The sequence below is a fragment of the Variovorax sp. WS11 genome (assembly GCF_010499245.1).
Lineage (GTDB): Bacteria > Pseudomonadota > Gammaproteobacteria > Burkholderiales > Burkholderiaceae_C > Variovorax.
In genome coordinates this window covers 3,580,106-3,592,369 of record NZ_JAAGOW010000001.1, presented here as the reverse complement: position 1 = coordinate 3,592,369, position 12,264 = coordinate 3,580,106, and the positions used below count along the sequence as shown (strand labels likewise).

Here is a 12,264-nt window from a genome sequence, read left to right as displayed (position 1 = left end):
GCCCCTCGATCACTCCCCAGGCTTCTTCCGCAGCCACTGCAACAGCGGCCCCACGATATCCAGCGGCAGCGGAAAGATGATGGTCGAGTTCTTGTCCGCCGCAATCACCGTCAGTGTCTCCAGATAGCGCAGCTGCAGCGCCTGCGGCTCGCGCGCCAGGATCTCGGCCGCCTCCGCCAGCTTGACCGAGGCCTGCAGCTCGCCCTCCGCATGGATCACCTTGGCCCTGCGCTCGCGCTCGGCCTCGGCCTGGCGCGCGATCGCGCGCACCATGTTGTCGTTGAGGTCCACGTGCTTGATCTCGACATTGGTCACCTTGATGCCCCAGGCGTCGGTCTGCGACTCCAGCGTCTTCTGGATGTCGAGGTTGAGGCGCTCGCGCTCGGCCAGCAGGTCGTCGAGCTCGTGCTTGCCGAGCACTGCGCGCAGCGTGGTCTGCGCGAGCTGGCTGGTGGCCTCGAAGTACTTCTCGACCTGGATGATGGCCTTCTCGGCATCGACCACGCGGAAGTACAGCACCGCGTTCACCTTCACCGAAACGTTGTCGCGCGTGATCACGTCCTGGCTCGGGATGTCCAGCACCATCACGCGCAGCCCCACGCGCACCATCTGCTGGATGCCGGGGATCAGGATCACCAGCCCCGGGCCCTTGACCTTCCAGAAGCGGCCGAGCTGGAACACCACGCCGCGCTCGTACTCGCGCAGGATGCGCAGCGAGGCGGCAATGATCAGGACCGCGAACACCACGACCAGGATGGTGAGTGCGACGCTCAGATTGAAGAACATGTTCAGTGGACTCAGGCCCTCGCGGCCGCCGCCTCCTGGCCCTCGGGCGCCACCTGCAAGGCGCTGCCCTGCACGCCGCTCACACGGACGCGGCGGCCCGCATACAGGTCGCCCGTGCCGGTCACGCGCCAGTAGTCGCCCTGGATCTGGGCCCAGCCCTCGCCGTCGGCGAACTCGACCAGCTCGCCCGTGGTGCCCACCAGGGTCGTGACGCCGCTGACTACCGGGCGATGCCTCGCCTTGGCCGCCATGCCGGCGACCACGATGATGAAGAGCGCCGAGACCGCACTGCTCAGCGCGACCACCCACAGCGGCACGCCGAAGCCCGGCGCGTCGTTGTCGATCAGCAGCACGGCGCCGAAGGCGAAGGCGGCGATGCCGCCCAGCCCCAGCACGCCGAAGCTGGGCAGGAAGGCCTCGGCGACAAGGAAGGCCACGCCCAACAGGATCAGCGCCAGGCCCGCGTAGTTGACGGGCAGCATCTGCAGGCCGAAGAGCGCGAGCGTCAGGCAGATCGCCCCCACCACGCCGGGCAGCACGAAGCCGGGGCTGGAGAACTCGAACAGCAGGCCGTAGATGCCGATCATCAGCAGGATCAGCGCCAGGCTGGGCTCGGTGATCACCGACAGCAGGCGGCTGCGCCAGTCGGCCTCGAACACCAGCAGCTGCGCGCGCTGCGTGGCGAGGCGCACGGTGCCGCGGTCCATCTCCACGTCGCGGCCGTTGACCTGCATCAGCAGGTCGGCCACGTCCTGCGCCACGATGTTGACCACCCGCTTCTGCAACGCCTCCTGCGCCGACAGGCTGACCGACTCGCGCACCGCCTGCTCGGCCCATTCGGCATTGCGATGGCGCAGCTGCGCGAGGCTGCGGATGTAGGCCGAGGCGTCGGACAGGCGCTTGGCGGTCATTGCATCGGGCGCGGATTCCGTGCCCTTCTCCTTCTTGTCATCGGGCTTCGCATCCGGCCGCCCCGGCGTCGGCATGCCGATCGCGACCGGTGTCGCGGCGCCCAGGTTGGAGGCGGGCGCCATCGCCGCAATGTGGCTGGCGTAGAGGATGTAGGTGCCGGCGCTGGCGGCACGCGCGCCGCTGGGCGCCACGAAGGTCGCGACCGGCACGGGGGAGGCGAGGATGTCCTTGACGATGCTGCGCATCGAGGCGTCGAGGCCGCCGGGCGTGTCGAGCTGCAGCACGGCGAGGCGCGCGCCCTTCTGGGCAGCGAGGGCGAGACCGCGGCGCACATAGTCGGCGGAGGCGGGGCCGATGGCGCCATCGAGCTGCATCAGGACCACGATGCGGGTTGCGGGGGCGGGGGGTGGCGCCGCTGGAGACACGGCTTCAGCGCTGGCCGCCGCTGCCGCATGAGCCAGGAGGACCAGTCCCATCAACCATGCTCTGGTGGACCCCATGCGGCGGATTCTAGGAGTGGGCTGCGGCGATGTCACACGCTCGCAAACCCTCGCGTTACTCGACGAACAGCAGAGCCGGGGACTCGAGCACGGCCCGTACCGCCTGCACGAACCCGGCCGCGTACTGGCCGTCGATGACGCGGTGATCGAAGGAGCAGGACAGGTTCATCATGCTGCGGGGCAGCATCGCGCCGTCGCGCATGACCGGCCGCAGCACGATGCGGTTGACGCCCACGATCGCCACCTCGGGCAGGTTGATGATCGGCGTGGAGGCGATGCCGCCCAGGGCCCCCAGGCTGGTGATGGTGATGGTCGAGCCGCTCAGCTCGTCGCGCGTGGCATGGCCGGCGCGTGCGGCAGCGGCCAGGCGGGCGATCTCGGCCGCACTGGACCACGGGTCGAGCGCCTCGGCATGCCGCAGCACCGGCACCATGAGGCCCGCCTCGGTCTGGGTGGCGATGCCCACGTGCACGGCGCCATGGCGCGTGAGCACGCCGGCCTCGTCGTCGAAGCGGGCGTTGGCCTGTGGATAGCGCTGCACCGCCAGCACCAGGGCACGCACCAGCAAGGGCAGCAGCGTCAGGTGCGGGCGCTCGCCCTCCCACCGTTCGTTGAGCTGCACGCGCAGGCGCTCCACGTCGCTGACGTCGACTTCCTCGACATAGGTGAAATGCGGGATGCGGCGCGCCGATTCCTGCATGCGCTGCGCGATGCGGCGGCGCACGCCGGTGATGGGCACGGCCTCTTCGTCGTGGCGCTCGACGCCGCGCGGTGCGCTCGCCGGGGGCTGCTGCGACTCACGCTGTGCGCCGGGATGGCGGACCTGCCAGGCGTCGAGGTCGGCCTGCACGATGCGGCCGGCGGTGCCGCTGGCGGGTATCTGCCGCAGGTCGATGCCGAGCTCCCACGCGCGGCGACGCACGGCGGGCGAGGCGATGGGGCGCTCGCCCGGCTGGGCGGGCGCGGGCTTGACGGCTGAAGCGGCGGGCGGGCGCGCCGGTGTTGGCGCCGGTGTTGGCGCCGGTGCCGCCACAGGTACGGCTGCAGGCGCAGGCGCAGGCGGAGGCGGAGGCGCGAGCGTCGGCCCAGCCGTCTGCGTGCCAGGCACCTCCACGTTGCCGCCCCCTTCCACCTCGATGCGAATCAGCTCCGCACCCACGGCGATCAGTTGCCCCACCGTACCGCCCAGCGAGAGCACCTTGCCGGCGACCGGCGAGGGCAGCTCGACGGTGGCTTTGTCGGTCATCACGTCGGCCAGCACCTGGTCTTCTGCCACCGTCTCGCCCGGCTGGACCCACCAGGCGACCAGTTCCACCTCGGCGATGCCCTCGCCGATGTCCGGCACCTTGATCGCAAGCTCGCCCATTCGCTCAGTCCTCCATCACGCGCCGGAAGGCGGCGCCGACGCGCGCCGGGCCGGGGAAGTAGGCCCACTCCTGCGCATGCGGGTAGGGCGTGTCCCAGCCCGCCACGCGCTCGATCGGCGCCTCGAGGTGGTAGAAGCAGTGCTCCTGCACCAGCGCCGTCAGCTCGGCGCCGAAGCCGCTGGTGCGCGTGGCCTCATGCACGATCGCGCAGCGGCCGGTCTTCTTCACCGAGGCGACCAGCGTGGGCAGGTCCAGCGGCCACAGGCTGCGCAGGTCGATGATCTCGACGTCGATGCCGGTCTCGCGCGCCGCCGCCTCGCAGACGAAGACCATCGTGCCGTAGGTGATGGCCGTGAGCGCGCTGCCGGGCCGGAACACCGTGGCCGACTCCAGCGGCACCGTGTAGTAGCCCTCGGGCACCTCGCCCAGCGGATGCTGGGACCAGGGCACCAGCGGCTGGTCGTGATGGCCGTCGAAGGGGCCGTTGTAGAGGCGCTTGGGCTCCAGGAAGATGACCGGGTCGTCGTTCTCGATCGAGGCGATCAGCAGGCCCTTGGCATCGCGCGGGTTCGAAGGCATCACCGTGCGCAGCCCGCAGACATGAGTGAACAGCACCTCCGGGCTCTGGCTGTGCGTCTGGCCGCCGTAGATGCCGCCGCCGCAGGGCATGCGGATGGTGATGGGCGCGAAGAAGTCGCCGGCCGAGCGGTAACGCAGGCGCGCCGCCTCCGACACGATCTGGTCGTAGGCCGGGTAGAAGTAGTCGGCGAACTGCACCTCCACCACCGGGCGCAGGCCGTAGGCGCCCATGCCGATGGCCGAGCCGACGATGCCGCCTTCGGAGATCGGCGCATCGAAAACGCGCGAGCGGCCGTACTTGGCCTGCAGGCCCTCGGTGACGCGGAACACGCCGCCGAAATAGCCCACGTCCTGGCCGTAGATCACGACGTTGTCGTCGCGCGCGAGCATCAGGTCCATGGCCGAGCGCAGCGCCTGGATCATGGTCATGGCGGGCATGGCTTCAACCCTTCTGGAACTGCGAGAGCTGCCGGCGCTGCTCCTGCAAGTGCGGCGGCATCGTCTGGTAGACATCCTCGAACATCGCCGCCGGGCCGAAGAGGTGGCCGTCGGCCAGCGAGCCGTAGCGCTCGGCCTCCTTCATCGCCGCGCTCACCTGGGCTTCGAGTTCCGACTGGGTCTTCTGGTGTTCCTCTTCCGACCAGGCGCCGATGCCGCGCAGGTGCTGCGCCAGCCGCGCGATCGGATCGCCCAGCGGGAAGTGCTGCCAGTCGTCGGCCGGCCGGTAGCGCGAGGGGTCGTCGGAGGTGGAATGCGCGCCGGCCCGGTAGGTGATCCACTCGATCAGCGTCGGCCCCAGGTTGCCGCGCGCGCGCTCGGCTGCCCAGCGCGAGGCCGCCAGCACGGCGAGGAAGTCGTTGCCGTCCACGCGCAGCGAGGCGATGCCGCAGCCGACGCCGCGCGCAGCGAAGGTCGTGGCCTCGCCGCCCGCGATGGCCTGGAAGGTGGAGATCGCCCACTGGTTGTTGACCACGTTGAGGATCACCGGCGCGCGGTACACGTGCGCGAAGGTCAATGCAGTGTGGAAGTCGGATTCGGCGGTGGCACCGTCGCCGATCCAGGCCGAGGCGATGCGCGTGTCGCCCTTGATGGCCGAGGCCATGCCCCAGCCCACCGCCTGGATGAACTGCGTGGCCAGGTTGCCCGAGATCGAGAAGAAGCCGGCGCGCTTCATCGAATAGCACACCGGCAACTGCCGCCCCTTGAGCGGGTCGCGCTCGTTGGACATCAGCTCGCAGATCATGTCCACCATCGGCACGTCGTCGCGCGCGAGCAGCAGGCCCTGCTGGCGGTAGGTGGGAAAGCACATGTCGCCCTGCACGAGCGCCAGCGCGTGGCCGGTGGCGATGGCTTCCTCGCCCAGGCACTGCATGTAGAAGGAGATCTTCTTCTGCCGCTGCGCGATCAGCATGCGGGCATCGAAGATGCGCGTCTTCATCATCGCGACCAGCCCGCGGCGCAGCAGCGCGGCATCGGCCTCGGGCACCCAGGGGCCGACCGCCCGGCCCTGCTCGTCGAGCACCCGCACCAGCGTGTAGGCCAGGTCGCTGGTATCGGCCGGCACGGCCTCGACCGGCGGCCGCCGCACCTCGCCGGCACGCGAGAGATGCAGGTAGGAGAAGTCGGTCTCGTGGCCCGGCCGCCCGGTGGGCTCCGGTACATGCAGACGAAGAGGGGATGCGCCCTGGCTCATCGCGTTGTCTCCGAGCTCGTTGTTGTCGCTTGCAAGGCAAAGCCTAGCGAAATTCGCGCGTCCGCGCAGCCGGGCAAGTGCGCGAAGTCTCCATTGACACCCGGCAGTCCGAGGAATCGAATTCCTGGTTGGAGGCGGGCGCGGGAGCACTGCTGCGGAGGCACTCATCATGCGCGAGAAGATTTCCTGGCGACGCTGGCTTGTCTCCGGCTTCAGCCGCGACGGCCAGCGCCACGGGCGGGGCCGAGGCGCAGGGCGGCGACGGTCCAGGAACTGGACCCGATGGCCCGGCCAGACCGCCGTCAAGGCCGAGCAATGGTCAGAGGCCGTCGGGCACCTCGACAAGGCGATCCGCACCGACCCCAAGAATGCCGATGCCTGGAACCTGCTGGGCTTCGCCTATCGCCACATGGGCCAGATGGACAAGTCCTTCCAGCACTACGAGAAGGCGCTGGAGCTCAACCCCCGGCACCGCGACGCGCACGAGTACGTAGGCGAGGCCTATCTGCAGGTGGGCCAGCTCGAGGGCGCGGAGAAGCACCTGAAGGCGCTGGACAAGCTCTGCTGGTTCCCGTGCGAGCAGTACACGGAGCTGAAGGAGAAGATCGAAAAGTTCAAGCGGACGCGCGTCGGCGGATAGCGTCGCCTGCATTGCTCCCTTGGAGGATGCGCACCCGTCGAATGGAGCTCAGTCGATGCTGACCTTCGCCGCCTTCGCCACCTCGGCCCACTTCACACGGTTGGCATGCACCGTCTGCTTGAACTGTGCCGGCGTCTCGATGCGCACCGTATTGCCCTGCCCCTCGAACTTCTCGCGAATCTCGGGCTGCTCCAGCACCGCGCGGATGGCGGTGTTGAGCTTCTCGACGATGCGCGCATCGGTGCCCTTCGGGGCGAACACGCCGAACCAGATCGAGCTGTCGAAGCCCTGCGTGCCCGCGATGCCGCTGGAGGCGATGGTCGGCACCTCCCGGACGGCCGCCACCGGCTTGGCGGTGGTCACGCCCAGCAGCCGCACCTTGCCCGCCTTGTACTGCGGCAGCACGGTCTGCACCTGGTTCATGATGCAGCAGGTCTCGCCGCGCACCACCGAGGTGATGGCCTCCGGCCCGCCCTTGTAGGGCACGTGGATCATGTCCAGGCCCAGGCGCGAGTTGAACTCGGCAAAGGCCATGTGCGTGCCGGCGCCGTTGCCGGTGGAGGCGTAGTTGTACTTGCCGGGATTCGCCTTGACCAGATCGACGAACTCCTTGAGCGTCTTGACGTCGATCACGTCCGGGTTGATGGTGAGCACGTTCGACACGTCCAGCACCGGCGCCACGGGCACGAAGTCGGCCTCCACGTCGAAGCTCAGTTTCTTGTAGAGCGCGGCGTTGCTGCCGTGGGTGGCGGCGGTGCCGAAGGCCAGGGTGTAGCCGTCCGGCTTGGCGCGCGCCACGAATTCACTGGCGATGTTGCCGGCGGCGCCGGATTTGTAGTCGATCACCACCGGCTGGCCGAGCTTCTGCGAGAGCGGCTCCTGGATGGTGCGGGCCACCACGTCCACGCCAGATCCGGCCGGGAAGCCCATGATCAGCGTGACGGGCTGCTGCGGCCAGTCGGCCTGGCCCCAGGCCAGCGGCGCCGCCAGCGCGAGGCCGGCGAAGGCAAGGAAAGGGCGGCGGAAAAGAGAAGCGGGCATGGCGGTCCTTGAAAGCAGAGAGGGAGCGAAAGCGCATTTTGGCGCGCGCCTCATTCGCAATGGCATCGAAGCTTATGCAGCAGCAACCATGCCATCGTGCAGCCCGTCGCCCGCCTCCCGATAATGACGGCCCATGGTCCGCCCCACGCAACAACTCCATCCCCCGCGCGAGCCCGCCGCCGTGCTGCCCGCCGCCACCGTGCTGCTCCTGCGCGACACGCCCGAAGGCCTCGAGGTGCTGATGACGCGGCGTTCCGCCAGCGCCAGCTTCGCACCCGGTGCCTACGTGTTTCCGGGCGGGCGCATCGAGGAGGCGGACGCCGTGGCCCAGGCCGTGGCAACGCGCCGGCCCACGCAGAGCGATCTGCAGCTCACCCAATCGGTCGCCGCGGTGCGCGAATGCTTCGAGGAGCTCGGCGTGCTGCTCGCCCGGCATCCGGACGGCTGCCCGGTCGACCCTTCTGTGGTCGCGGCCATGGACCGCAGCACCACCTCCGCGGTCGCGCTGGCGGAACAGTGCGCGGCACGCGGCCTGCTTCTTGCGACCGACCAGGTCTACACCCTCGCCCACTGGATCACCGACCGCGACCTGCCCAAGCGCTTCGACGTGCCCTTCCTGGTCGCGCGCATGCCCGAGGGCCAGACGCCCACGGCCGACGAGGCCGAGCAGTTCGAGCCCTGCTGGGTGCGGCCGGCCGACGCGCTGGCGCGGCACCAGGCCGGCGGCTTCTTCATGATCTTCCCGACGCTGCGAACCCTGGAGCGGCTGGCCGCCTACGCGACGGTCGACGCGGTGCTCGAGGCCTGCGCCAAGCGCGACGGCGGCGAAGGGCCGCTGTGGACCAGCTGCCCGCGCGCCGGCCTGCTGCGCGGCAAGGAAGCGCGCTACATGGAGCACGAGTCGCCCTTCGGCGAGCTGACCCTGGTCTGCCCCGACGGCCAGATCGTGCACGAGCTCGGCTGGCAGACCGAGGCGCCGGTGGCGCTGCTGAAGAACCTGCGGCGCCTCACGGCGCCCAACCCCGGCGCCATGACCGGCCCCGGCACCAACAGCTACATCGTGGGCGATGCGGCCACGGGCTACATCGTGATCGACCCGGGGCCCAACGATGCCGCGCACCTGGAGCGGCTGTACCAGGCCACCGGCGGCGACATCCGCCTGATCGTCTGCACCCATTCGCACCCCGACCATTCGCCGGGCGCGGCGCCGCTGCAGGCGATGTGCCCGGCTGCCTCGAAGCCGCCCATCCTCGGCCTGGCCTCGGCGCCGACCGCGCGTCCGCACTCCCACTTCGTGCCCGAGCGCGTGCTGCAGGACGGCGAGCGCCTGCTGCTGCAGGACGGCCAGGGCACGACGCACACGCTGCGCGCGGTGCACACGCCCGGCCATGCGGCCAATCACCTGTGCCTGGTGCTGGAGGAAGACGGCTTGCTCTTCTCCGGCGACCATGTGCTCAACGGCAGCACCACGGTGGTCGATCCGCCCGACGGCAACATGAACGCCTACCTCGACTCGCTCGACCGGCTCGACGCCGTCTGCGCCGAAGGCGGCATCCGCTTCATCCTGCCGGCGCACGGCTACGTGCTGGGCGAGGCGCGCGCCGCCATTGCCCACCTGAAGGCGCACCGCCTGAAGCGCGAGGCCAAGATCGCCGCCGCGATGCAGCGCCTGCCGCAGGGCACGCCCGAGGACTGGCTGCCGCTCGCCTACGACGACGTGCCGCAGCGCCTGTGGCCGGTGGCCGCGCGCTCGCTCGCGGCGCACATCGAGCGCATTCGACAGCGCCCGCCGCAATGAACGAATCCGACGAAGGCATCCGCCTGGCCAAGCGCGTCGCCGCGCTGGCCGGCTGTTCGCGGCGCGAGGCCGAGCTGCTGATCGAGAACGGCGCGGTCCGCGTCGATGGTCAGCCGGCGCTGCTGCCGCAGTCGCGCGTGCAGCCGCACCAGCAGGTCGAGATCGAGGCAGGCGCGCGGCCCGAGCCCGTGGTGCCCGTCACGCTGCTGCTGCACAAGCCGGCCGGCACCGCGATCGAGCAGGCGCATCGCCTGCTGGTGCCCGCGAACCATCACGCGCCCGAGCGCGCGGGGCTGCGCTTCCTGCCGCGCCACGTGGCGGCGCAGCGCTGCATGTCGCCGCTGGAGACGGCGGCCAGCGGCCTGGTCGTCTTCACGCAGGAATGGCGCATCGAGCGCAAGCTGCACGAGGACGCGGCGCTGCTGGAGCACGAGCTGATCGTCGACGTGGCCGGCCCGGTCGGGCCGGAGGCGCTGGCGCGGCTGGACCGGGCGCCCGCGCGCGTCAGCGTGAGCCAGCAGGCCGAGGGGCACACCGGCCTGCGCTTCGCCGTCAAGGGCCTGCAGCCGGGGCAGATTGCGCAGCAATGCCAGGCCGCCGGCCTGAGGCTGCTGGGCATTCGGCGCCTGCGCATCGGCCGTGTGGCGCTGTCGGGGCTGCTGGCGGGCCAATGGCGCTATCTCTTGCCGCACGAGCGCTTCTGAACTTCTTGCCTCACCCCGCCCCACGCAGGCGCCATGCGGAAGGCGCCATGCCGACGCACTTCTTGAACGCGCGGCTGAAGGCCGCCTCCGATTCGTAGCCGACGGCCTCCGCGACCGCAGCGACCTTCCTCGCACCGGGCTCGGCGAGCAGGCGGCTTGCCAGTTGCATGCGCCATTGCGTGAGGTACTGCATCGGCGCCTGGCCGACGAAATGCGCAAAGCGCTCGGCCAGCACCGAGCGCGAGCTGCCGGCCTGCGCGGCGAGCGCCTCCAGCGTCCAGTGCCTGGCCGGCGACGCGTGCAGCAGCGCCAGCGTGCGCGCGACCAGCGGATCGTGCAGCCCGGCCAGCCAGCCGGCTGACGCGCCACCTACCGTTTCGAGGTAGCGCCGCACCACCTCGACGAACATCAACTCGGCCAGGCGCAGCCGCACGCCCCGGCCGCCGGACGAGGGCTCGCGCAACTCGCACAGCGCGAACTCGATCAGGTGGCCCATGCGATCGTCCGGCCGCATGGCGCTGCGCAGATGGATCATCGGCGGCAGCGCATCGAGCACCGGGTTGAGGGGCCTGCGGTCGCAGCCGAGGAAGCCGCAGATGAACTGCGCCCGCTCGGCGCCCTCCCCGCCTTCGCTCACGACCGAGGGCATTTCGCCGGCCGCCATGCTGCGGAAGAAATCCACCGCTTCCTCGGGGCCGTAGGCGGCGGGCGTGTCGGGCGAATCGGCGAGGAAGTAGGCGTCGCCGTGGGGCACGACCAGCACGTCCCCGGCCTCGAAGCGCTCGGGCTCCGCATCGCGCAGCCCCGCCCAGCAGCCGCCTTGCGTGACCACGTGGTAGGAGACCAGGTGCTGCGAATCGGGCAACGCGACACGGCGAAACGCATCCGCCTTGGGCGCCCATGACATCCAGGGCGCACGCGCATCGACGAGAAACAGCATGGAGCCGGTGAGGCGCACGCAGCGCAGAACGTCGGACAGGACGTCGAAGCCGGACGCCGCAGCAAGCGATCCGGACGCCGGGTCATGGTTCGCGCTCATGGCCTGGCGGATGCTACACGCAGCGATTGCACCGAAGAGGAACGCCATGAGCAAGATCTTCACGCCGCCCACCGAAGACGCCCCGCGCTCGCCGGCCGAGGTGTACGAGACGCAATTCGTCCCGGCGCTGTTCCGACACTGGGGGCCGGTGCTGTGCGAGGCCGCGCACATCGGGCCGCGCCAGCGCGTGCTCGATGTGGCCTGCGGCACCGGCGCGCTGACCGTGGCGGTGGCCGGGCGCGTCTCGCCCGGCGGCGCGGTGCTCGGGCTGGACATCAATCCCGAGATGCTGGCGGTAGCCCGGCGCAAGCATCCCGAAATCGAATGGAACGAGGGCCGCGCCGAATCGCTGCCCTTCGCCGGCGCGAGCTTCGACGCGGTCGTGAGCCAGTTCGGCCTGATGTTCTTCGACGATCGCGTGGCGGCGCTGCGCGAGATGCAGCGCGTGCTGCGGCCCGGTGGTCGCCTGGCCGTGGCGGTGTGCGATGCGCTCGAGCGCTCACCGGGCTATGCGGCGCTGGCCGCCCTGCTCGACCGGCTGTTCGGCCGGCGCGTCGGCAATGCCTTCCGTGCGCCCTTCGTACTGGGGGACGCGGCCACGCTGCAAGCGCTGTGCGCCGACGCGGGAATCGACGAGGCAAGCGTCGCGCAACACGAGGGCACGGTGCGCTTCGATTCGATCGATGCCCTGGTGTCGACCGAGCGCGCCTGCGTGTGGACGCTCGGCGGCCTGCTCGACGACGACCAGTTCGAAAGCCTGCGGCGCGAGGCGCAGGAAGCATTCAAGCCCTTCGTCGACGCCGGCGGTAAGGTCGCCTTCGCGATGCCGGCGCTGCTGATCACCGCGCAGAAGCGATGAAGCAAGAAAAGTGTGAAGCGCGCCTGTAAGCCGGATTCTGTGCGTTGGAGTTTCCCCCAACGTGACCGCCATTACTCTGGGCCGTTCGTCGCCGAACGGCTCGGTGCCACCTACCCGCCAGCTCTGCGGAACCACATCGACGCTGGCCTACTTGGTGTTGCTGCGCGCAGAGATTGCCCGTTTCACCCGGCCGGGTTGCCCCGGCCGACTCGTCTCTGTTGCTCTGATCCTCACCTCGCGGTGGAGAGCCGTTAGCTCCTGCGCTGTCCTGTGCAGTCCGGACTTTCCTCCAGTGCGCCCTTTCGGGACTTGCACCAGCGGCGGTCCGGCGCGCTTCACGGGCGTG

Annotated in this window: 11 protein-coding genes and 1 other RNA gene; 4 read left to right on the top strand and 8 right to left on the bottom strand. The window is 70.2% G+C overall.

Annotation, left to right across the window (positions count from 1 at the left end; translation table 11 throughout):
- Nucleotides 1–9: 9 nt before the first annotated feature.
- From GXN78_RS17700 to GXN78_RS17680, 5 genes are all read right to left on the bottom strand, one after another.
- Nucleotides 10–786 carry a slipin family protein gene (locus GXN78_RS17700; RefSeq protein ID WP_106558566.1) on the bottom strand — a complete coding sequence of 259 codons (777 nt, stop codon included), beginning with the start codon at nucleotides 784–786 and terminating at the stop codon, nucleotides 10–12.
- Between the two features lie 11 nt (nucleotides 787–797).
- A complete protein-coding gene (locus GXN78_RS17695; RefSeq protein WP_106558567.1) occupies nucleotides 798–2,174 on the bottom strand; it encodes a nodulation protein NfeD in 1,377 nt (458 codons plus the stop codon).
- Nucleotides 2,175–2,253: 79 nt separating this feature from the next.
- Nucleotides 2,254–3,564: a dihydrolipoamide acetyltransferase family protein gene (locus tag GXN78_RS17690; RefSeq protein ID WP_106558568.1), complete on the bottom strand. Its 1,311-nt coding sequence runs from the start codon at nucleotides 3,562–3,564 to the stop codon at nucleotides 2,254–2,256.
- Between the two features lie 4 nt (nucleotides 3,565–3,568).
- Complete coding sequence (locus GXN78_RS17685) at nucleotides 3,569–4,582, bottom strand: alpha-ketoacid dehydrogenase subunit beta (RefSeq protein ID WP_106558569.1); 1,014 nt, start codon at nucleotides 4,580–4,582, stop codon at nucleotides 3,569–3,571.
- Between the two features lie 4 nt (nucleotides 4,583–4,586).
- The gene (locus GXN78_RS17680) at nucleotides 4,587–5,837 is read right to left on the bottom strand and encodes a 3-methyl-2-oxobutanoate dehydrogenase (2-methylpropanoyl-transferring) subunit alpha (RefSeq protein ID WP_106558570.1); all 1,251 of its coding nucleotides are present in this window, start codon (nucleotides 5,835–5,837) and stop codon (nucleotides 4,587–4,589) included.
- Nucleotides 5,838–6,006: 169 nt separating this feature from the next.
- Here GXN78_RS17680 and GXN78_RS17675 point away from each other — a divergent pair, with 169 nt between their 5' ends.
- A complete protein-coding gene (locus tag GXN78_RS17675; RefSeq protein WP_164255522.1) occupies nucleotides 6,007–6,477 on the top strand; it encodes a tetratricopeptide repeat protein in 471 nt (156 codons plus the stop codon).
- Nucleotides 6,478–6,525: 48 nt separating this feature from the next.
- Here the strand turns inward: GXN78_RS17675 and GXN78_RS17670 are convergent, their stop codons facing one another.
- Nucleotides 6,526–7,518: a tripartite tricarboxylate transporter substrate binding protein gene (locus GXN78_RS17670; protein ID WP_106558572.1), complete on the bottom strand. Its 993-nt coding sequence runs from the start codon at nucleotides 7,516–7,518 to the stop codon at nucleotides 6,526–6,528.
- Between the two features lie 133 nt (nucleotides 7,519–7,651).
- Between GXN78_RS17670 and GXN78_RS17665 the strand changes: the two genes are divergently transcribed.
- Together GXN78_RS17665 and GXN78_RS17660 are read left to right on the top strand one after the other, a co-directional pair.
- Entirely contained in the window at nucleotides 7,652–9,316 is a 1,665-nt protein-coding gene (locus tag GXN78_RS17665) for an MBL fold metallo-hydrolase (protein ID WP_106558573.1), read from the top strand.
- Nucleotides 9,313–10,020: an RNA pseudouridine synthase gene (locus GXN78_RS17660; RefSeq protein WP_106558574.1), complete on the top strand. Its 708-nt coding sequence runs from the start codon at nucleotides 9,313–9,315 to the stop codon at nucleotides 10,018–10,020. The genes GXN78_RS17665 and GXN78_RS17660 overlap by 4 nt, the downstream gene beginning before the upstream one ends.
- A gap of 10 nt (nucleotides 10,021–10,030) precedes the next feature.
- Here the strand turns inward: GXN78_RS17660 and GXN78_RS17655 are convergent, their stop codons facing one another.
- Complete coding sequence (locus GXN78_RS17655; RefSeq protein ID WP_106558594.1) at nucleotides 10,031–11,059, bottom strand: AraC family transcriptional regulator; 1,029 nt, start codon at nucleotides 11,057–11,059, stop codon at nucleotides 10,031–10,033.
- Between the two features lie 46 nt (nucleotides 11,060–11,105).
- Between GXN78_RS17655 and GXN78_RS17650 the strand changes: the two genes are divergently transcribed.
- Complete coding sequence (locus GXN78_RS17650) at nucleotides 11,106–11,918, top strand: methyltransferase domain-containing protein (protein ID WP_106558575.1); 813 nt, start codon at nucleotides 11,106–11,108, stop codon at nucleotides 11,916–11,918.
- A 10-nt stretch (nucleotides 11,919–11,928) separates the two neighbouring features.
- Here GXN78_RS17650 and rnpB read toward each other — a convergent pair.
- Nucleotides 11,929–12,255, bottom strand: an RNA gene (gene rnpB, locus GXN78_RS17645) — RNase P RNA component class A.
- Between the last annotated feature and the right edge of the window lie 9 nt (nucleotides 12,256–12,264).

Bases quoted from the DNA above. Each gene is read 5' to 3' on its own strand.
- GXN78_RS17700 (WP_106558566.1), bottom strand. From the start codon at position 786: ATGTTCTTCAATCTGAGCGTCGCACTCACCATCCTGGTCGTGGTGTTC.
- GXN78_RS17695 (WP_106558567.1), bottom strand. From the start codon at position 2,174: ATGGGACTGGTCCTCCTGGCTCATGCGGCAGCGGCGGCCAGCGCTGAA.
- GXN78_RS17690 (WP_106558568.1), bottom strand. From the start codon at position 3,564: ATGGGCGAGCTTGCGATCAAGGTGCCGGACATCGGCGAGGGCATCGCC.
- GXN78_RS17685 (WP_106558569.1), bottom strand. From the start codon at position 4,582: ATGCCCGCCATGACCATGATCCAGGCGCTGCGCTCGGCCATGGACCTG.
- GXN78_RS17680 (WP_106558570.1), bottom strand. From the start codon at position 5,837: ATGAGCCAGGGCGCATCCCCTCTTCGTCTGCATGTACCGGAGCCCACC.
- GXN78_RS17675 (WP_164255522.1), top strand. From the start codon at position 6,007: ATGCGCGAGAAGATTTCCTGGCGACGCTGGCTTGTCTCCGGCTTCAGC.
- GXN78_RS17670 (WP_106558572.1), bottom strand. From the start codon at position 7,518: ATGCCCGCTTCTCTTTTCCGCCGCCCTTTCCTTGCCTTCGCCGGCCTC.
- GXN78_RS17665 (WP_106558573.1), top strand. From the start codon at position 7,652: ATGGTCCGCCCCACGCAACAACTCCATCCCCCGCGCGAGCCCGCCGCC.
- GXN78_RS17660 (WP_106558574.1), top strand. From the start codon at position 9,313: ATGAACGAATCCGACGAAGGCATCCGCCTGGCCAAGCGCGTCGCCGCG.
- GXN78_RS17655 (WP_106558594.1), bottom strand. From the start codon at position 11,059: ATGAGCGCGAACCATGACCCGGCGTCCGGATCGCTTGCTGCGGCGTCC.
- GXN78_RS17650 (WP_106558575.1), top strand. From the start codon at position 11,106: ATGAGCAAGATCTTCACGCCGCCCACCGAAGACGCCCCGCGCTCGCCG.